This is a genomic window from Serratia sp. X3 (assembly GCF_014982455.1).
In the GTDB taxonomy this organism is placed as follows: Bacteria; Pseudomonadota; Gammaproteobacteria; order Enterobacterales; family Enterobacteriaceae; genus Serratia; species Serratia ureilytica.
The window spans coordinates 1563956-1580655 of the sequence record NZ_JADCNB010000001.1; the positions used below are offsets into that span (position 1 = coordinate 1563956).

At 52.2% G+C, this 16700-nt stretch carries 24 protein-coding genes; 3 read left to right on the top strand and 21 right to left on the bottom strand.

Going from position 1 to position 16700, the window contains the following annotated elements; translation table 11 throughout:
- Positions 1-9: 9 nt before the first annotated feature.
- The 21 genes from IMX17_RS07315 to IMX17_RS07415 form a co-directional block, all read right to left on the bottom strand.
- The gene (locus tag IMX17_RS07315) at positions 10-1086 is read right to left on the bottom strand and encodes a major capsid protein (protein WP_193549535.1); all 1077 of its coding nucleotides are present in this window, start codon (positions 1084-1086) and stop codon (positions 10-12) included.
- 17 nt (positions 1087-1103) lie between these two features.
- Entirely contained in the window at positions 1104-1550 is a 447-nt protein-coding gene (locus IMX17_RS07320) for a hypothetical protein (protein WP_193549536.1), read from the bottom strand.
- A 12-nt stretch (positions 1551-1562) separates the two neighbouring features.
- The gene (locus tag IMX17_RS07325) at positions 1563-2828 is read right to left on the bottom strand and encodes a hypothetical protein (RefSeq protein WP_193549537.1); all 1266 of its coding nucleotides are present in this window, start codon (positions 2826-2828) and stop codon (positions 1563-1565) included.
- A 14-nt stretch (positions 2829-2842) separates the two neighbouring features.
- A complete protein-coding gene (locus tag IMX17_RS07330; protein WP_193549538.1) occupies positions 2843-3799 on the bottom strand; it encodes a phage minor head protein in 957 nt (318 codons plus the stop codon).
- The gene (locus tag IMX17_RS07335) at positions 3783-5111 is read right to left on the bottom strand and encodes an anti-CBASS protein Acb1 family protein (RefSeq protein ID WP_193549539.1); all 1329 of its coding nucleotides are present in this window, start codon (positions 5109-5111) and stop codon (positions 3783-3785) included. The genes IMX17_RS07330 and IMX17_RS07335 overlap by 17 nt, the downstream gene beginning before the upstream one ends.
- Before the next feature lie 21 nt (positions 5112-5132).
- Complete coding sequence (locus IMX17_RS07340; protein WP_193549540.1) at positions 5133-6446, bottom strand: PBSX family phage terminase large subunit; 1314 nt, start codon at positions 6444-6446, stop codon at positions 5133-5135.
- Complete coding sequence (locus tag IMX17_RS07345; RefSeq protein WP_193549541.1) at positions 6430-6897, bottom strand: DUF2280 domain-containing protein; 468 nt, start codon at positions 6895-6897, stop codon at positions 6430-6432. The genes IMX17_RS07340 and IMX17_RS07345 overlap by 17 nt, the downstream gene beginning before the upstream one ends.
- A 31-nt stretch (positions 6898-6928) precedes the next feature.
- Entirely contained in the window at positions 6929-7579 is a 651-nt protein-coding gene (locus IMX17_RS07350; protein WP_193549542.1) for a putative metallopeptidase, read from the bottom strand.
- Between the two features lie 63 nt (positions 7580-7642).
- Positions 7643-7939 (bottom strand): hypothetical protein, encoded by a 297-nt coding sequence (locus tag IMX17_RS07355; RefSeq protein ID WP_193549543.1) that lies wholly within the window; start codon positions 7937-7939, stop codon positions 7643-7645.
- A 70-nt stretch (positions 7940-8009) separates the two neighbouring features.
- Positions 8010-8417, bottom strand: coding sequence for a lysis protein (locus IMX17_RS25340; RefSeq protein ID WP_332107334.1), 408 nt, complete (start codon positions 8415-8417; stop codon positions 8010-8012).
- Between the two features lie 32 nt (positions 8418-8449).
- Positions 8450-8890: a lysozyme gene (locus IMX17_RS07365; RefSeq protein ID WP_193549545.1), complete on the bottom strand. Its 441-nt coding sequence runs from the start codon at positions 8888-8890 to the stop codon at positions 8450-8452.
- Complete coding sequence (locus IMX17_RS07370; protein ID WP_193549546.1) at positions 8887-9192, bottom strand: phage holin family protein; 306 nt, start codon at positions 9190-9192, stop codon at positions 8887-8889. The genes IMX17_RS07365 and IMX17_RS07370 overlap by 4 nt, the downstream gene beginning before the upstream one ends.
- 170 nt (positions 9193-9362) lie before the next feature.
- Positions 9363-9767 carry a hypothetical protein gene (locus IMX17_RS07375; RefSeq protein WP_193549547.1) on the bottom strand — a complete coding sequence of 135 codons (405 nt, stop codon included), beginning with the start codon at positions 9765-9767 and terminating at the stop codon, positions 9363-9365.
- Positions 9768-9778: 11 nt separating this feature from the next.
- Positions 9779-10399, bottom strand: a complete 621-nt coding sequence (locus tag IMX17_RS07380) for a hypothetical protein (RefSeq protein ID WP_193549548.1) — start codon at positions 10397-10399, stop codon at positions 9779-9781.
- A gap of 489 nt (positions 10400-10888) precedes the next feature.
- Positions 10889-11287 (bottom strand): antiterminator Q family protein, encoded by a 399-nt coding sequence (locus tag IMX17_RS07385; RefSeq protein ID WP_193549549.1) that lies wholly within the window; start codon positions 11285-11287, stop codon positions 10889-10891.
- Positions 11284-11478, bottom strand: a complete 195-nt coding sequence (locus tag IMX17_RS07390; protein WP_060429441.1) for a hypothetical protein — start codon at positions 11476-11478, stop codon at positions 11284-11286. Before IMX17_RS07390 ends, IMX17_RS07385 begins: the two co-directional genes overlap by 4 nt.
- Entirely contained in the window at positions 11475-12449 is a 975-nt protein-coding gene (locus IMX17_RS07395; RefSeq protein WP_193549550.1) for a DUF968 domain-containing protein, read from the bottom strand. Before IMX17_RS07395 ends, IMX17_RS07390 begins: the two co-directional genes overlap by 4 nt.
- Positions 12446-13468: a helix-turn-helix domain-containing protein gene (locus IMX17_RS07400; protein WP_193549551.1), complete on the bottom strand. Its 1023-nt coding sequence runs from the start codon at positions 13466-13468 to the stop codon at positions 12446-12448. The genes IMX17_RS07395 and IMX17_RS07400 overlap by 4 nt, the downstream gene beginning before the upstream one ends.
- Entirely contained in the window at positions 13465-13647 is a 183-nt protein-coding gene (locus IMX17_RS07405) for a DUF4222 domain-containing protein (RefSeq protein WP_075686568.1), read from the bottom strand. The genes IMX17_RS07400 and IMX17_RS07405 overlap by 4 nt, the downstream gene beginning before the upstream one ends.
- Before the next feature lie 133 nt (positions 13648-13780).
- Positions 13781-14074 (bottom strand): CII family transcriptional regulator, encoded by a 294-nt coding sequence (locus IMX17_RS07410; protein ID WP_049300019.1) that lies wholly within the window; start codon positions 14072-14074, stop codon positions 13781-13783.
- Positions 14075-14129: 55 nt separating this feature from the next.
- Positions 14130-14351 (bottom strand): hypothetical protein, encoded by a 222-nt coding sequence (locus IMX17_RS07415; RefSeq protein ID WP_071845069.1) that lies wholly within the window; start codon positions 14349-14351, stop codon positions 14130-14132.
- A gap of 84 nt (positions 14352-14435) precedes the next feature.
- On the opposite strand from IMX17_RS07415, the gene IMX17_RS07420 reads away from it, so the two are divergent.
- The 3 genes from IMX17_RS07420 (at position 14436) to IMX17_RS07430 (ending at position 16698) form a co-directional block, all read left to right on the top strand.
- Positions 14436-15209: a helix-turn-helix transcriptional regulator gene (locus IMX17_RS07420; protein WP_193549552.1), complete on the top strand. Its 774-nt coding sequence runs from the start codon at positions 14436-14438 to the stop codon at positions 15207-15209.
- Between the two features lie 376 nt (positions 15210-15585).
- Positions 15586-15744: a DUF1391 family protein gene (locus IMX17_RS07425; protein ID WP_193549553.1), complete on the top strand. Its 159-nt coding sequence runs from the start codon at positions 15586-15588 to the stop codon at positions 15742-15744.
- 810 nt (positions 15745-16554) lie between these two features.
- Positions 16555-16698 carry a hypothetical protein gene (locus IMX17_RS07430; RefSeq protein WP_193549554.1) on the top strand — a complete coding sequence of 48 codons (144 nt, stop codon included), beginning with the start codon at positions 16555-16557 and terminating at the stop codon, positions 16696-16698.
- Positions 16699-16700 lie beyond the last annotated feature (2 nt).

Genomic DNA, 16700 nt, shown 5'->3' on the forward strand with positions numbered 1-16700 from the left:
GTTTCCCCCTTACGCCATATTGGCGCCGTAGACAACACCGGAAAGCCCCTGATCGTCTGCAGTGATTTGCAGACCTTCAGCAGACATGATCTGGAAGTTGTAGTTAACGTTCGGCATTGGGCGCGGCAAAGGAATAACGCCCTGAGCCATACCAACCAGTGGGGAGACCACATCTTTGCGGCGAACGTACGCAATGAACTCGTTGCCTTTCAGTGCGAACGTCTGGCGAATTTCTTTCACCGGCGCGAATGGCATTACCGCTTGCAATACATTACCGCTCACTACACCGTTGACCACGTATGGCTGCGCCAGGTTAGCCCAGATTTCCGGAGACACCCACATCACGTCGTACTGCGAAACTTTGTTAACGCGTGCCAACGTACCGAAAGCCCCCTTACCGAAGAACTCGAACAACTGAGTCATCGTCGCGGTGGTCAGATCGATATTAGCGCCGCCGGCACCGGCCCCCAGGTTGAGCTTTTTGCTGTTGCGGTGGTTCTTCAGGCCTTGAGCTGGGTAGCCCTGAACCTGAATTTTTTCATCGCCGCCAAGATAATAGGCCACCCGGCGCTTATTGACTTTACGCAACTTAGCAGACTGAGAATCCAGAACCAGATCAACACCCACGGAATTAAGGCCGGCAGCGTGCCGCCAGTTAACCCCATAACCCGCAGTGAAGACAGGGATCGGGTCACCGTCGCTATCGTATTCAGTGTGATCGAATGAGAACGGCGCCTGGCCATCAATGCTTACTGAGACATCATCAGCAATATCACCAACAACGTTATAGAGTTTTGCAGTTTTACCAACAGAAAGAATAGTCTGGACACCCATCAAATCATTGATGATTTCCATACCGTCTTCCTGGTCGCGCAGCTGCAGGATCTGGTTATCGATTTCAGCCCAGAATTCGCGAGCGAAACCGCCTACCGCATTACACGCCAGCATTTCAGGCGTCATATGCGCACGGTTTGCGGCGAGCATTGCATTGTGCTGGGCGTTCCAGATGTTTCGGTTAGCCCACAGTTCATTCCAGTGACCGCCGAGACGGCTGTTAGCCGCCAATGTCTCTTTGGAGAAATACATGTGCGTTTATCCTTCTTTTAAGCGCCAGCGGCGACAGTGCCAACGCGCATACGCACGCGGATGAAATCGGTAGCGCCGGCGGCGATGGTGGCTTCGTCCTGGCTGTAACCGATCACTGAATCAGTGTCAGTAGTTGCCAGGGTGAATTGGCCGTTAGCGCCAAGCTTGATCGGGCTGTCTTTCTTGTACGCGCCAGGTACGCAGAGCAGCGCCAGTTCACGGCCTTCTTCCACGTAGTTGCCTACAGCAGAGTCGCCAGCAGGAACCGCATCGGTGATTTTAAGCCCTTGATGGTAGGCAACGTCGATGATGTAGATCCGGCCCTTTAGCGCGGTAGCCTGAGCGAATTCATCGCTGGCGTTGATGACTGCAGCAGTGCCTGGCAGAAGTGCCGCGGCAGTGGTGTGGGTTTCGGTCTTATACAGCGACTTTCCGTCGATGTTTACGCGACGATAACGTGGCATTGGATAGCCCCCTTATTTGAAGTATGCATCTGCGGCGGGTGCGCCGGATTCTTGCTGATGCTGGCCTGAGTTACCTGCCAGCGGCGCTGATTCGCCCAGCGTTTTAAACATCGCTTCCAGCGCCTCGCCTTGCAGCGCGTTTGCCACGATTTCGCCGTGAACTTTCGCCACCGCTTCACGCTTAGTTTTCTCTTCCGCGCGAGAGTTTGCAGTCAGGGTTTCGGCTAGTTGGTTATGGTTGGCCTGCAGCGCATCAACTTTTTCGGTGATCGGCTTGAGCGCCTCGGCGAAGTTGGCGGCCAGGCCTTTGCCGATTTCGGTGAGCAGCTCTTGTTTCTCTTCAGTGGTTAAAGGCATGTCGCCCTCCGTTTGGTGGTTTGTTGCAGGTTGTCCCTGCGGATTGAAAAGGGATTTAACTTTGTTGGCGACGACCGTCACCCAGGATTCCTGCCGCGCAACCGGTGTGCCGGTTTCATCAAAGGTGATTTTTCCGCCCTCCGACGTATAGCCATAAACCTGAGCTGCGCCGCCGTTGCGGATGATCACCACCTGCGAGTCGGTGAAGTCTGCCACCCAGGCATATTCATTTTCGCCGGGAGCGAATTTATCTTTTGCTGCGCGGTCGAGACGCTGCTCACGATCCCGGTAGGATTCACCAATCAGCGCGCCAGAGTTGACCTTTAACGGCGTGGCAAGGTCAGCATTAACCATCAGACCAACGCCCTGCTCAGGCGTCGCTGCGCCCACTTCATGGAGTAGGATTGCGTCATGATCTATGCTGTGAATCTTCGCCACCCACTTCGCGCCTGTGGCCTTTTGCTGCTCGTTTGGCTCCAACTGATCGAGAAATACCGCAACGCTTGTGTGAATAGGTGGAACATCTTCACCACGCTCGAATGCTTCGACACGAGCTATAAGCTCTTTGCCACCTTCACTCTGGTTAGCGATCGTGGTATCCACCCACTTCTCCAGGTAGATTCGGTTGCCCGATTTCTTCGCGTTGCGATTCCAGGCGCCGATATGGCCCTGGTTGATGCCCTCCGGCGAAAAGGCAGAGATGAATGCGCCATTTAGCTGAGGATGCCCCAGCGGCGCCAGCGTGCCTTCAAGTCCTTGATAGTGAGCATCGATTTCGCTGGCCGTATACAGCCCTTCATTCATGACCACGTTTGCCGGCAATGTGTAGCTCGGTAAAACAAGATGCTCGCGGCCGTTGTATGACTCCCGGCGAATTGCCTGGCTGTTAACCTTCGTAGTGACGTTAACTTGAACTTTCATAGTTTTTCTCAATGTTATGCGGCCTTGTGATGACCGCAGCCGCAATGCTTATGGTTAGTAAACATCCCGTCCTTTTGCGCCTTCTCGAGTCTCTTCTTAGCCATGTCAATAACGTTCGGGTATAGCGGGTTACCAGCGGCATCCACCAGAACGGACACCTGCGTACATTTGCAATTGATTGCGTTGCCGTTGACGCTGTACCACTCTCGAACCTCTTCTATGGTGTAGAGATGCGCATGCCTTAGTGCGTGATGTCGCCGTGTTGTAGGACTTAATGCGGAAAGGTGCAGAAGCTTGGTTTTAATTCCGTAACGGTCTTCTGCATCCTGTGTTTCATCCCACCTAGCGCGCCGAAGTGCGGTAGTGATTTCCGTCCTGGCAATGCGATTCGCACGCCGGGTTTCAATGCCGGTTTGCTCGTTGAGGTTTTTGGCTACGTCTCGCGGATTGAGCCCCCTGGCAATACCATCAGTCAGAATTCGCGCCATATCGCTCTTAACCTGAGCGCTGAGCCCTTTCATCTCTTCGAATTCACGCGCTCTAACCAGAATCAGCCGCAGCTGATAGGGCTCACTCAACAAGATGTTGGGAACATCCTGCTGGCCGGCAGCGTAAGCGGAGGATTGCTGAGAGAGGTTGTAATACTCCTGCGCCGTTCCTCGCTGGTAAGCCACGGACACATAGCGGCCAAAGAACCACAGATTGAACTCCCCACCCTCCAGCAGAATTTCGTCCACCAGCGCTTCGCCGTTCTGTAGCAGCATCGACAGAAGTCCCTGATCAAGACGGAAGGTGTAGCGCTCGTTTACGACGGGTTCGGAGGGGATGCGGTTGAGGATGTCGATATAACCTTTCGTTATCAGCTTCATGCGCCTTGCAAACTCACGCATGGCGCCACGCTCTAACTTATCAACTCCAGTGGGATCTTTGATGTTGCTCGGCAGGATTGGAGGCTTAGGTTTCGTCGTCATCCTCAGTCTCTCCAAGCGGGTCGCCGCCTTCAGTTTCGAATCCTGCTGCAGTTCGAATTTCCTCACCGCTGAATGGCGCCGTGTCTCCGCTTTCGACCATGGCCTTGTTCACCTCTGCCATGGCTTTGGAGTCTGCCAGGCGCTCAGCGCGAGTCTGTTGATTGAGATCGTCCCAGATAACCGTTTTCTGTCCGACAAAATCGATAATTCTCAGGTCGATCAGCTTGTCGCAGAAGTCCTCAATTTCGAACGACAGATCACCACGGCGACTCTGGCAGCGACTGTTCATGTGCTTCTGGTCTTCGGTGCTTGAGCGCTCAGCCTGTTGGTTGCCTACCAGTATCCGCGAAGGAATATCAACGCCGGCAGAAGCCGTCTGCAGGTTCACGGCATAGGTTGGGCTTGGGTCAGACACAGGGGAAACAAGGGAGGTAACAGCGGCGCCCTGCAAACTCATCAGCACATCATTGCCGCGGTTCATCTCGCGCGCGGCTTCGTTGAACTTGTCCTGCAATTCGTCAACGCTGACGCCATACATAGACGCCAAACTGCCGAAGTCGATCTCTTTGTCGAAGCTAAGCGCCAACTGCCGCGCTGCGTTCTTCAGGAATGACTCACCGGAACCGCCCTCCACCTTCTCCAGGCTGACGAATGCGTTGTATGCTGGCTCAAGAAACCCGATAGCGTCGTCGGTGTAGTCGCCAAGGATGAAGATCCGGTCTGGATGGATTTCGACACGGCGCGTGGCGCCATTTGAAAGCCGCTCCGTGTATTGCCACATCTTCGGCTGGCCGTATGTTTGCGAGTTAAGCCCGGTATCCCACTCGCTCACGTTTAGTGAACCAGCCCAGGCTACCGTGACTTTTTCGAGCCCTCGGCCTCTGGTTACTTCGGTATTCCATGGTTTGTTGTCGCGGATGTGCAGCAAAATGCCAGAGTAACGCCCGACAAGCCGTCGGCGGTCAGCCTCTGCAAAAGCGCGCCATAACCGGTTCGTGAATACCTGTTTGAGTTTTTTCTCCCAGGCAGTTTCCGCGCGCTTCTCGTCGGCCTTATCACCCTCGATGATCTCCGGGTTGGTCTGCCAGCATTTACCCACCAGCTTTTCCACGGCGCCATGCGCAATACCACCGCGGCGATACAGTGAATAAAGGTTGTCGTAAGTGATCTGCTCAGGAAACCCGTATTCGCACCATGCGGAGCCGCGTTTATTATCCAGGCCCATAGATGGCCCAAGCATCGCCATACGAGCACGCTCAATCCTGGCGTCGTTCAACGCGTGGTTGACGGCCAGTTGGAGATTTTTGTTCATGTGGTTTCCGTTTGGAGTGGTTTACCTAAGTCGCTTAGGGATCAGCATTCCCATTGCTTGAGGCTTGTGCTTGATATAGCCATCAAGGCCGTAGCGAACACCATCCCAGCAATGGTTATTCTTGTCCTCAATGATAGGCAGGACTTCGCCAGTAATACGGTCGGTTTTGTACGAGTAGAGCCGCGCCTCTTTTGCTGTTTCTTTACAGCGAGGATGAATAATGATCTTCTTAAATCCACGAAGGCAGGTTATGCCATCCTCAACACTACCTGCCCACTTCTGAGCAGCGGCAATATTGAATCCTTGAGCTTTGATGTGGCTGATAGTTTCAGGACGAGAGTTGTCTGCCTTGATAGGCCATTTGCGCGCCTCGGGGATGCCGGGATATTTCGCCTCGTCTGTTACCTTCCATTCTTCCATTTGCCGCTGCGATGCCCCTTCTCTGCCAGCATAGAACTTCCACATGTCATCGAGCTCTATGCCATTGCCATAGGCTTCGTATTCGATATAGAGGTTGCTTTCGAGGATGAACATTCGAATGAGCGTGCTAGGGTCTTTCGCGAAGCCGAAGTCGGCGCCAAACAGCAATCGTTCAGCTTTCTGCCACAGGTCATCAGCAAAGCTCTGAACGATGTATTTATTCGCCAGCACCTGCTTATCAGAGTTCTCAAGATATGCGCCTTCCCAGATCCACGCGTAATCGGCGTAATCAAGGTTTTCAAGGTCTTCAATTCGCTCATCTTCGAGCACTTCTGGGAACCACGGATTGTCGCTGTAGTTCATCTCGACAATCATTGAACTTTTAGGAGGGTTCTTTCTGAACAGCTTATCGGTAGCGCTGCCGTCTTTCTCCGGGTTCCAGGTGACCCAAATTTCTGACCCCTCTTCACGAACGGTCGGACGAAGCTTTTTCCAGGCCGTGGATGAAACTGACTCTGCCTCATCCACCCAGGCTACTAGAATTCGCGCCTTCGACTTTATGCTGTCGAGGTTATGACGCAGGCCGCAAAACACGTAGCTTACTTTGCGGTTTTTGGTACGAATGTATTTCTCGCCAATATCGAAGTAATCATCCAGCCACGGTACAGACCTGATGGCCTGCTTTACTTCCTCCATGGAGGATTCTTCCAGGGAGTTCATAAATTCACGGGCGCAGAGGATCACCCCGCTTAATCCACTTTCTGCTGCCTGGTATGCCTTTACCGCGCTCATAAGCGCAAAGGTGCGTGTCTTTGCTGAACCACGTCCGCCGTGAGCACCGCGATAGCGAATCCCTTCAGTAGCGAAAACCGGTACAAGCTTGGCGGGAATTTGCAGATCAACCTGACTTTCCATTAGTTGGCTCCACTCCCACCAGTCTGATTGTTGTTGGCCGAGGAGTCATGCTCCCATCAGGGCTGGTGTGCTCAACCTTCTGTTTGTTGCTATATGCATCACCGCACTCTTTCGCGGCTTGCTCGACGATCTGAGCGGCCAATGCATAGTTCTTCATGGTTTCGGTTCGCGTCGCCATGCGATCAAGAACGCGCAGCCGGTAGGCCTTGTTGGCGATCGGAATGTCTGAAATTTCTGTCTTGAATCGCTCCCGCGTCGTGTGGAACAGGTCTACCCACTTCTTAGCCAGCGACTTGCCGCTAACCTTTGTCGGGTCGTGAGATTCAACCTGCTGACGCGTGATTTTTAGCCCAAACTCTTTTTGGACAGACTCCACCACCAACGTAGGGGTGTCAAAGCACGCAAGCGACTGAATGATGAAGGCTTTTACATCTGGTTTTAATGCAGCCATAAATCACCATCCGTCCAATACAGTCCAATATTTACGCCAGCCTCAACATGCAGTTACCGCACGCCCTGGCAATGTTTAGTTGTGCCACCTCCGCAGGCCTGTTGGCCGCATCAACCAATTCCTGAACTTCCACGCTGGCGCCATACCGACGAACTACGCCAACAAACTCTTCAACGTCGTGGCCGCGCAGCTTCAGCACCGGCTGGCCTTCCTTGTTGAATTTTGGTGCGCCGAAATCGTCTGTCGCCTGTGCGATGTGGTACAGCTCATGCTCGACCAGGGCGCAGAACTCAGCATCAGAGCACTGTGAGCAGTAGTCGGCAGCCAGCGTGATGATGAATTTCGGCACTTCACCGAACCACTCACACATCTGCTGTTCCATTCTGGCCTTCTGCCAGCCGCCGGCGCGCATCGCTACCTCTTCAGCCTGGCCGAGCACATGGCGCCCTTTCTTCTCAAACGCGGACGATGCCCACATAAAGCGCAGATCGGCGTCTGCAAGGTGTCCGTGGTCTGGGTTAAACAGGCTGCCGGCTTCGTCGATAATTTGACGCTTTATCCACTCCTGTACCTCGTTCGCAGGAACCAGGCCGATGTATGGCGTTAGCTGATGGTCTTCGATAAACCTTAGCGGTGGGTAGGGCCGCCTCTCATGGCTCTCATCCTGTGCTGTTTTAGCCATGATTTTCTCCAAATAAAAAAGCCACCAGCAATTGCGGGTGGCTACCGTGAGCTAAAAACATAATTAATTCATATCTTTCAGGTGGTTAATAACCATTTCAAGGTTTACCCTGTCCTGTCCGTCTGAGTACCAAGTATTCTCTTTAGGCCTGTTAGCTTCAAACAAACTTTGAATATCAAGATCGGAATCTATCACCTTAAATGATGAGTCACTGATATCCAATCTGTAGGCAATAACCCTGCAAGTACCCTCCGGCACTTTGTTGTAATAATTTAGGGTTCGGCTTGTGCTATATATTTCATACTTAACAAGCAGGCCGCCTTTGCTGTTCGTCAATAATGTGTGTATCAGGTGTTCCATTAAAAACCCTCCATATTTGAAGGGCAAATATAACATTATCGATGGCACTCAGTGAATGCCACCTGTAATGCTATTTCAAGCAAACCTGTCTTATGTAGTCCTGCAGGCCAGCTATTTGGCTGCGGGCGGTTTCGATTCGCTCTCTGAGGCGGAAATAATCCCGTTCAGCGGCGTCAGTAAGTCGGGGGCCGGTTGCATCAGCCACGCCGGTGGAGGCGGTGTTTGGGCATGTGGCAGCGAGCTGCAGCTTGCGAGCGCCAGTGTCAACAGCACGCCGCAGAGCATCGATTTTATTCTTGGCATCGTTTAGCTCCTGGGTGCGGCGTTCGTCGATGGCGGACACCGCGCGCTGCGTGCTGTTCTGCCAGTCGAGCTGACTAGATAGCTGACTGTTGGCCGTTTGCAATTTGTCGCGCTCTTGGCGCAGTGCCTGATTGCTGTACGCGAAATACGCCAGCAGAGAGAGCACCACGGCCACGATAGCTGCCTGCCAATGCGGTAGCGGCCATTTCATGATAAAAACATCTCGCGCTCTGCTGCACGGCGTGCAACCAGACCATCCAGACGTTTACCGCCAGCATTTACCCATTTACCGAACTCGTCAGCGGCACCGGCTTTATCGCCTGTATTCAGTTTTTTCAAGAGCGTCGATGTGCTCAGCGACCGCAGGCCGAGGTTATACGCAAAGCTCACCAGCGCGTCGAACTGCCCCTGAGTGATGCGAACCTTCACCAGTTGATTAACGCCCTGCTCATACAGCACAACACCGCATTTCAGCAGCCGATCGGCAGTCGCCTGATCAATCTGCATTCCGGGGCCAACTTTCTTACCGTCAACTGGCTGCGTCCATCCGTAACCAACCGTCCAGACGCCCACCGAATCCTGATAGGCTTTCAATCGCAGGCCTTCGAAGCGCTTGATCAGCTCAATGCCGTTTTTACTGATATTCATTGCTCGCTCGCCTTATTCAGGAATCGACGTTCCAGCGCCTTAATCAGCGACGCACCAGACCAACCAGCCATGCCGCACACGCCCCCCATAACTTCTGAAGGCCACTCGTAATGCAGGGCGATCATCACCATGGTTAATCCGGCGAAGATAGAAACGAAAAGCTGCAGAAACAGCGTGCGCCAACTGAAGGCCTCGCCGTTCAGCACCTTGAATGAGTAACTGGCAATGGCTCCCAGCAAAGTCATACCGAACGCAATCAGCATTGATAGGATGTTGGGTTCGTTCTTCCAGGGCATTTTCATAACCTCCCCCTTCCGGGGCTCTTTCCCGGTTTCGGGTTATGGACAGGGATCAGCCACCAGCCGTAAACGCTGCCGGTAAAAGGGTGCCGTGTGTGTCGTCCGTTGGCTGGGGCTGAAATGCAAAAAGCCCCAGCGTTAAGGCCGGGGCTTTGTAAGCGTGATTTTATGAACTAACCAGCTTGCCGGAGATATGCCGGTGATGGCAAGTAGAATTGCCCATCTGCTGTATGGTGAGTATACATGTCTGCAATATCTATGTGAGTACTCCCTTTCTCCCACTGCAAGTGTAACACCCAGTCTGAAGTCTTAAATCCTGGGTGTACTGACACATATACGGGCAAACCAACATGGTAGTGCCAAAGATTATTGGCCTTAGCATAGTGATAGTTAGGGTCTGAATCATCTAATCCACGCCATGAACAGCATAGTTTCCCAGGATAACATGAGAAATCTGACATCCCGTGCTCTTCATAAACCTCTAAAAAATCAAGAATTTTGTCTTGTTGATCTTTAGGATACGCCTTGAATTCGTTGGCGAATTGTTTATTAAAAGACCACGTAAACGTTAATGTCATCCATCAAATCCTTATGACGCGTGCTGTAAGATAAGCTTACGCTTTTCTTCCCGGCTTAGCTTCCTCTCCACTAAAATTCGTGGCGAAGCTAAGGCCGCGTTCATTCTCTCCTGATCAATGACAACAACCGTCATTTTTCTTTCTTGTAACTTTGTTTCAATTTCGCCAATTTTATTCATAGATTCAATGACCTCCTGCATCCCAGCTAAGGTGTCATACTTAAGGTTATCGATCATTCCTTTAAGTTGTGTTGGTAATGCACACAAAATTTTATCGAAAAACTCGCGTGTGTATTCAGCAGTGTCCTGTATAGACTTGCTCGTACTCATTGCCGAACTATAGAAGTTATGGCTAAGCTCCACCTCTTCACCACGATCAATCATTTCCAAAGTTAGGCCAATTTCTGACAGCATCTTTTGGTTCGATAGCGACAGTTTTTCCAGTGCCTTACGCACATCATAATCAAGAGAACGAAGAGCCCCTATAGTGATTCTTGCCCTTCTGTCGGAAGACCCCTGATTGGATGCTATCTGAACTACTGGTGCAGGAGCCTGCAGGGCTTGCACCTGCACACTTAAGAAAAGTGGAGCCAGTGCTAACCCAACAACTGTGGATGAAGTGATAGTTTGCATAGTGAGATCTCCGCATGTAACGGAAAGGCTACCTCTGTTATCGGCCATATCATTTTCAACTTTAGGAGCCGATATATAGTTTTAATCTATCAAGTGCAAACTTTTCTGCTTGCACCTTCGGTACCCTATTTTTACCACAAAGGTAGCTTTTTATCCACAGAACCAGCGTAAAAGGGAAGAGGTATTACGTACAATGACCGACAATGGTTGAAAATGATTCGCTTGCAAACAAAATTATCCACAAGCAAAGAACTGTTAACTAGTCCACAAAAAACAAATCTGTGGATAAGTTGAAAATTCAGATAGGTTTATCGACAAAAAAAAGCGGCGAGTGTTTTTTTTGCAAAAAGTGCTTTTTTTTTAAAATTGCCAAACCATTATAAAGAAACAAACCCCGCCGAAGCGAGGTTTTGAAAGTTGGTAAGCTACGTCACTGCGTAACCACTCTTATCACAATAGCCAGTAAAATTCGTAACGAAAAGCGGAAATTTACGCGACAGCCGAAATTACTGATCTGCTCGTCCACGCGTCCATCTCAAGCGTCGCCCCGGTCATAGCCAAACAGCCCTCTATAAAGCTTTCTGCCATCATCAGCTTTTGCCTAATGTTCCCCTCTGAAACCTTCCATCTACGAGCTATCTCCGATTTTGATACCCCGAATCGGTAGTGCAGCATGATTACCCCAAGCTCTCTTTCGTCGCGTACCTTCTTCAATCTACCCACGGCGCCGTCAACAATCAGACCGTCATTATCGCAACATGAAGGCTTACTCTTGCTCGTGTTCGGCAGAAGCCCCTTAAATCCTGCAGCGACCGGAGAGTAATCCACACCGCTGTTGTCTCTCGCCCACTGCCCCCAACGCTCTAAAACAAGCTGGATGTCTCTCATGCTTTTTCTCCCACGGCTTCCTGAAGTTGCTGGCGAATTTTTTGTAATAGCTTGCTGGCTTGGCGATGAACTCTTTCTGAGCGCTTGTCGGCGGTAGAAAGCAGCAAAAGCTGCTCGTTCAGATTGGCTGTGTTGAGCAACGCATCACAGACGTTCCGGTACTGCTGACGTGTTATGGTCACCTCTTTCATGCGATCGCCCCGATGCCAATTGAGTAATCCAGGAACTGCGCCAGCAAATCGGTTTGGCTACCATGTTCCGCTTCCCAGGCCGCTGGGTCGTCATGCAGTTTGCGGTGACAGGTGCGGCACAGCGGAATTGTCAGGTAGTCACTGGGCTTGGTTCCCATTCCGCCCAATCCGTGGCCGATGATGTGATGAGGGTCATCAGCGCGGGCGCCGCAACCGCAGCAAGGCCGACTCTTAACCCAGCGGGTATATTTGCTGTCCTCTACGCGGGTGAGCTTTGGCCGCAGCATGAAGGCCTTTTGTGGCGCCGGGTCTACGGTGAAGCACTTGACTGCCTGTTTGGAAATAATCGCAGTGGCCGCCGGCGTGCAATCCATCTCGGACTCCTTGCGGGTGCCGGTGATAATCTTCGGCTCCGGCAGGTCAGTTACTGTGCGGGCGACTTCATCGGGGATCAGGTCGAATACGCCGGAAAGCATGGCCCACAACAGCAGCTCAGGAATGGTCAACTGTCCCTCAGACTTCAGGCGGTGTTTGGCCGTTGCTACCACCCAGCGCGCCGTGTTGCGTGCAGCGATTTTTTCAATCTTCGGTGATACACCCAGGCTTTGTTTGTAGCACTGCGGGCAGATGCGAACGGCTGAATTCCCTACGCGCTCAGTGTCCAAAATCGTCGCCGGCCGATCGTGCTTGCTGTACTGGCATTTCGTGAATTGCGTCGCCCAGGCCTCAATCGAGTTAACGCCGCCACATGCATTCGTGACGCGCTCATTCTGGAAGAATGCCTTCAAGCGAGGGTCATTCGCGATCTCATGTTCCACCGCCGGCAGAATACCGTCAGGCGATGATTTGAACTCGTCCGGCAACGTGGAAACCATCACGCGGCCTGTCATGTGTAACGCCAGCTTTTCGTCCACCGGGATCAAGGCAATACCCAGATCACGCTGTATCGCTGCTTTGACTATCGCTCTCATGCCTGAACTCCTGACATTGCATAAGCTCTGGTTAAAATTGGGCGCCACTGCTGGCGAGCCTTGCTCTCATCCACGTTGCCAAATCCGTTCTTGCGCACCTGCTGCAGCGCGCGTTTCTCAGCGTCATTTTCTGGCATCGCTGCATCACGGATCAGGCGATCGAAAGCCTCATCGAAATCAATCTCTGGCGCGTCACCGGCCACCGGCTCCTGACGCTGCTGTTCGACCGCTTCGGCCATAGCAGCTTTGTGGCTACGCTGACGATCCCAAGCTTTGGCGGCTGCCAGATACCCACCGAACCGGACGGCATCGAAAATCATCTTGGCGCTGAGCATGTGGCCCATCTTCGGATCGCCCAGCAGCAGACGTGCACGGTGTTCAGCCACCAGCTTCAGTTCGGAGGCGCTGTTACCGTCCGTCAGGCGCTCGGTAATCTCACGCAACGTGTCGGCGCGCTTTGGCGTCCTGCCGTTGATTTTTTCATTCAGAAAATCGAGAACTTCCCCAGCCTCAGCCGATGGGTAATCTGCTACCGCATCGCCTTGGGGGGCTTTGGGGGGATTTTCTTTTGGTTCAATGACTGGTTCAAAAGAGTGACTGGTTCTGGTGCCATCTGCTGGCATAGGGGGTGTGCTTTTTGACGGCACACCCTGTGTCACCTGCTGGCATACCCCTGTGTTTTTTGACGGCATAGGGCTATGCTTTTTGACGGCACAGGGGGCTATGCTTTCTGACGGCACAGGGTTGTCCAGGGTCAGATAGTAGAGATTCGAGGTATTACCCTTCCCATTGTTCACGCCAAGGCGGTTCTCTTTGGTGAGTAAACCCATCTTAATCAATGCCTCAATGTGCGCCCGCACAGCGCTTTTGCTGCACTCGCAATGGTCAGCGACATGCTGATATGAAGGCCAGCATTCGCCCTTGTCGTTCGCGTTATCAGCTATCTTGATCAGCACCAACTTGCGCAGTGGATTGCCCACTTTGATGCTCATAGCCTGCGCCATCAGGTTCATGCTCATACTTCGACTCGCTTAAATTTCTCTTTGAATCTCTCAAGGGGCTGCATGCACTCATGCGGATAACCCTCTCGCGTGAAAATGACCTGGCGCTCAACCCGATCCCAGCGGATGACGTGAACCTGCACGCCCCGCCAATCCGTGTAATACCGATCGAGCTCAGTACTTTGCGAACCGGACATTTTTCAACCCTTGACGAGATACCGACATATCGATAACAATCAGGCTGTTCATTGCAGTACTCCCAGTTAGAAAAGTGATTGCCGACCAGCTGCAACTGCTCGGCTTTCTTCTTGCCCCAGGCCATAAAGCCCCCTATTCCGTCTTTGGTTCCCGGATGTGCTCCAGCATTGCCATCAACCCGCGCGCCAGCTCTGCAGTTTCCTCGCCCCTGAACGTCAGCATGGTTTCCGAACGCCGAAAACCTGTAGCGGCCAGTAGCAGGCTCGCTTTCTCCACCAGCCCCCCTTTGCTCTGCCAGCGGCTCACCTGCGATTTATCAACGCCGATCGCGCCGGCCAGGCTTGTCACTCCGATAGCTGCAATGCGACTCATGATGTCGCTCTGAATCGCCTGAGCTTCGTTGCGTGTTGTTGCGATTGATTCCATTTACAATTTCCATGTCTTACAGATGTTTGTTGAATTGCCCGTGAGCAATGGTTTCTCAGCTGTCTGGGTTGGCTTCATGAAGCAACCATTCAGCGCTGAATTTCCCTTTGGATGCCGCTGCTAATCGCTGGGCGTAATCCGTTTTTTTTGTGTATTCGGTTCGCGGCAACCGGCCTTTGGCGTACCACTTGTGGACGGCAACCACCGATAAACCGCAGATTTTCGCTGCTGCCGTTTGCCCGCCAACCGCATCTACTGCAATTTGTACTGGGTTCATAGGAGTCCTTTATTAACCAAATTAACTACGAGTTAAGAATATATCTTAACTGACAGTTATGTCAATTCTTTGGATACTTAACGCATGGTTAAAAAAGATGAACTGAAAGAGAAATTCACTGAACGCTTGCGCGCTGCTTGTCTTGAAGCTGGCGTGGGTGGCCGTGGGCTTCCAAAACGAATGAAAGACGCCCTGGCTAAACAGGGGATCTCCATAACTGAACCGGGGATCTGGAAGTGGATGAACGCCGCCGCTATTCCTGACTCGGTAAACATTCTTGCATTGAGCCGCTGGCTTCATGTTCGCCCTGAGTGGCTTGAATATGGGCGCGGGGAGATGAAAGAGAATGTCCCAGGCAAAAGCATCCCTGAAGCAAACATTCCACCCGAGGAAGAATGGGATAATGTAGACGCCTGGGATAGTAGTACCCCTCTCCCTACGGATGAGGTTGAGGTGCCGTTTTTGCGAGATATTGAACTCGCCGCTGGGGACGGAAGCTATAACGAAGAAGACTATAACGGATTCAAATTGAGATTCTCCAAAGCCACGCTGCGCCGCATAGGCGCCAGAACAGATGGTACCGGAGTGCTCTGCTTCCCTGCGCGCGGTAACAGCATGGAGCCAAACATTCCAGACGGTTCCACCGTCGCGGTAAACACCGACGATAAACAAATAGTGGATGGTAAGATCTACGCAATAAACCAGGACGGCTGGAAGCGATTGAAAATACTTTACCGTGTCGGCCCTAACCGCATAAGCATCAGAAGCTTTAACGATGTGGAGCACCCTGCCGAAGAGGTAGATCTGGACAAAATTGAAGTCATAGGGCGTCTTTTCTGGACATCAACCATCTGGTAACACCCTGCCAATAACTACCAAACCCGGCCAAGCGCCGGGTTTTTTTGTGCCTTTCACCACCAAACCGTTCAAAAACTCCCCTCCCCGATAAATTAATCACAACTAAATTTTCTTTTGGTTCATTTGGTTATCGATTTAACACAACCAAATTAACCACTGGTTATTGACCAAAATTAACCGATAGCTAATAATCAGCTCATCGACAGCAACAACGTCACCGGCAGGAAGCCACACAGGTAAGACGCCCAGGGGTGAGCGATGCAATCACTCCCCGGCCCCGAGAGGGATCGACCGGAAACGTTCTTTAGGGAAAGAGTGGATTTACCCTGCCGCTGCCAGTTTGGGGCGGTAGGCATAAAACCACTGAGGATTAGCGATGAACACTACTCACGATATGGGCAACAACGAAACAGTAAAGACCGGCGTTTTCCCCAACGGAAACGGCACGTTTACCGCGATGACGTTCACTAAGAGCCGGGATTTTAAAACCGAAACAGGTGCGCAACGCTGGTTTGCTCGTCAGATGGCCGACTAACAGCAGAGGGTTACACGATGAAAAGTTACGACATGGTTCTCTACCGTGAACTTCGTGCAGATGGATTTGCAGCAATAGCAGCGCTGTTCTACGCCCGCAAAGCAAAACGCGGCTATTAACACCCACCGCGCCCTACGGGCGCACTGAGGCCATCATGACATTCAATCAAATCGTCTGGCTTGGCGTGTTTGTCTTATGCGCCGCCTGCTGGTCTGGTTTCGGTTTTTATCTCGCCGGTTAATTCCGGCGTATTAGGCTGACCACTCGCCCGATTCCTTAAGTTCTGGAAGCGGTGAAGGATCCTACCTCATGAGTGGTCAGCCCAATACCTCACCTATCTGGTGGCGTATCGTTTCAGTTCCTAATTTATATCTACACAGTATAAATCCCCGGAGCGGTGCGCCACCAGGTGCGTGAGAAATCACAAGCCTGCTCAGTACCACTTCCCTTGTCACATCCTTTGCCCCGCTCGCCGGGGCTCTTTTTTCTCATCAGTAAAGGCGCTGCCCACCGCTCCGGAAGTGCCGGAACCGTAGCGAAAGCGAGCGCGGATCCCAACAAGGCAGCGCCTTTACCCATGTGAATTTCATTGAGAGGACATGTTATGCAAACCACTACCCAACGCTGTGAACACTGCGGCCAGACGCGCGACGTAGCCAAACAGTCCGTAAGCATTCAACGCTATGAAGACGGCAGATATAAAGCCGTCCGAATCCTCGTCTGTTCCGACACCTGCGCGCCAGTGTATGTCGTCCGCCAGAACATCAGAACACTGCAGCGCCGCCTGCACACTCAGCAGCGGAGGTCAACATGGTAAGCCTCAACGCCCGTATTCAGCACAAGTACGACCTGACCGGGTGCGATTTCGCCCCTAAACGCCACCACGGCAAACACCTTTTCTACCTACTCATTTTTACCCTGTGCCTGCTGACTGCCGGCGCGGTCTGGAGTTAATG

What these genes read in the sequence shown, in the direction of transcription:
- IMX17_RS07315 (WP_193549535.1), bottom strand. Translation starts at nt 1,086, where the DNA reads ATGTATTTCTCCAAAGAGACATTGGCGGCTAACAGCCGTCTCGGCGGT.
- IMX17_RS07320 (WP_193549536.1), bottom strand. Translation starts at nt 1,550, where the DNA reads ATGCCACGTTATCGTCGCGTAAACATCGACGGAAAGTCGCTGTATAAG.
- IMX17_RS07325 (WP_193549537.1), bottom strand. Translation starts at nt 2,828, where the DNA reads ATGAAAGTTCAAGTTAACGTCACTACGAAGGTTAACAGCCAGGCAATT.
- IMX17_RS07330 (WP_193549538.1), bottom strand. Translation starts at nt 3,799, where the DNA reads ATGACGACGAAACCTAAGCCTCCAATCCTGCCGAGCAACATCAAAGAT.
- IMX17_RS07335 (WP_193549539.1), bottom strand. Translation starts at nt 5,111, where the DNA reads ATGAACAAAAATCTCCAACTGGCCGTCAACCACGCGTTGAACGACGCC.
- IMX17_RS07340 (WP_193549540.1), bottom strand. Translation starts at nt 6,446, where the DNA reads ATGGAAAGTCAGGTTGATCTGCAAATTCCCGCCAAGCTTGTACCGGTT.
- IMX17_RS07345 (WP_193549541.1), bottom strand. Translation starts at nt 6,897, where the DNA reads ATGGCTGCATTAAAACCAGATGTAAAAGCCTTCATCATTCAGTCGCTT.
- IMX17_RS07350 (WP_193549542.1), bottom strand. Translation starts at nt 7,579, where the DNA reads ATGGCTAAAACAGCACAGGATGAGAGCCATGAGAGGCGGCCCTACCCA.
- IMX17_RS07355 (WP_193549543.1), bottom strand. Translation starts at nt 7,939, where the DNA reads ATGGAACACCTGATACACACATTATTGACGAACAGCAAAGGCGGCCTG.
- IMX17_RS07365 (WP_193549545.1), bottom strand. Translation starts at nt 8,890, where the DNA reads ATGAATATCAGTAAAAACGGCATTGAGCTGATCAAGCGCTTCGAAGGC.
- IMX17_RS07370 (WP_193549546.1), bottom strand. Translation starts at nt 9,192, where the DNA reads ATGAAAATGCCCTGGAAGAACGAACCCAACATCCTATCAATGCTGATT.
- IMX17_RS07375 (WP_193549547.1), bottom strand. Translation starts at nt 9,767, where the DNA reads ATGACATTAACGTTTACGTGGTCTTTTAATAAACAATTCGCCAACGAA.
- IMX17_RS07380 (WP_193549548.1), bottom strand. Translation starts at nt 10,399, where the DNA reads ATGCAAACTATCACTTCATCCACAGTTGTTGGGTTAGCACTGGCTCCA.
- IMX17_RS07385 (WP_193549549.1), bottom strand. Translation starts at nt 11,287, where the DNA reads ATGAGAGACATCCAGCTTGTTTTAGAGCGTTGGGGGCAGTGGGCGAGA.
- IMX17_RS07390 (WP_060429441.1), bottom strand. Translation starts at nt 11,478, where the DNA reads ATGAAAGAGGTGACCATAACACGTCAGCAGTACCGGAACGTCTGTGAT.
- IMX17_RS07395 (WP_193549550.1), bottom strand. Translation starts at nt 12,449, where the DNA reads ATGAGAGCGATAGTCAAAGCAGCGATACAGCGTGATCTGGGTATTGCC.
- IMX17_RS07400 (WP_193549551.1), bottom strand. Translation starts at nt 13,468, where the DNA reads ATGAGCATGAACCTGATGGCGCAGGCTATGAGCATCAAAGTGGGCAAT.
- IMX17_RS07405 (WP_075686568.1), bottom strand. Translation starts at nt 13,647, where the DNA reads ATGTCCGGTTCGCAAAGTACTGAGCTCGATCGGTATTACACGGATTGG.
- IMX17_RS07410 (WP_049300019.1), bottom strand. Translation starts at nt 14,074, where the DNA reads ATGGAATCAATCGCAACAACACGCAACGAAGCTCAGGCGATTCAGAGC.
- IMX17_RS07415 (WP_071845069.1), bottom strand. Translation starts at nt 14,351, where the DNA reads ATGAACCCAGTACAAATTGCAGTAGATGCGGTTGGCGGGCAAACGGCA.
- IMX17_RS07420 (WP_193549552.1), top strand. Translation starts at nt 14,436, where the DNA reads ATGGTTAAAAAAGATGAACTGAAAGAGAAATTCACTGAACGCTTGCGC.
- IMX17_RS07425 (WP_193549553.1), top strand. Translation starts at nt 15,586, where the DNA reads ATGAACACTACTCACGATATGGGCAACAACGAAACAGTAAAGACCGGC.
- IMX17_RS07430 (WP_193549554.1), top strand. Translation starts at nt 16,555, where the DNA reads ATGGTAAGCCTCAACGCCCGTATTCAGCACAAGTACGACCTGACCGGG.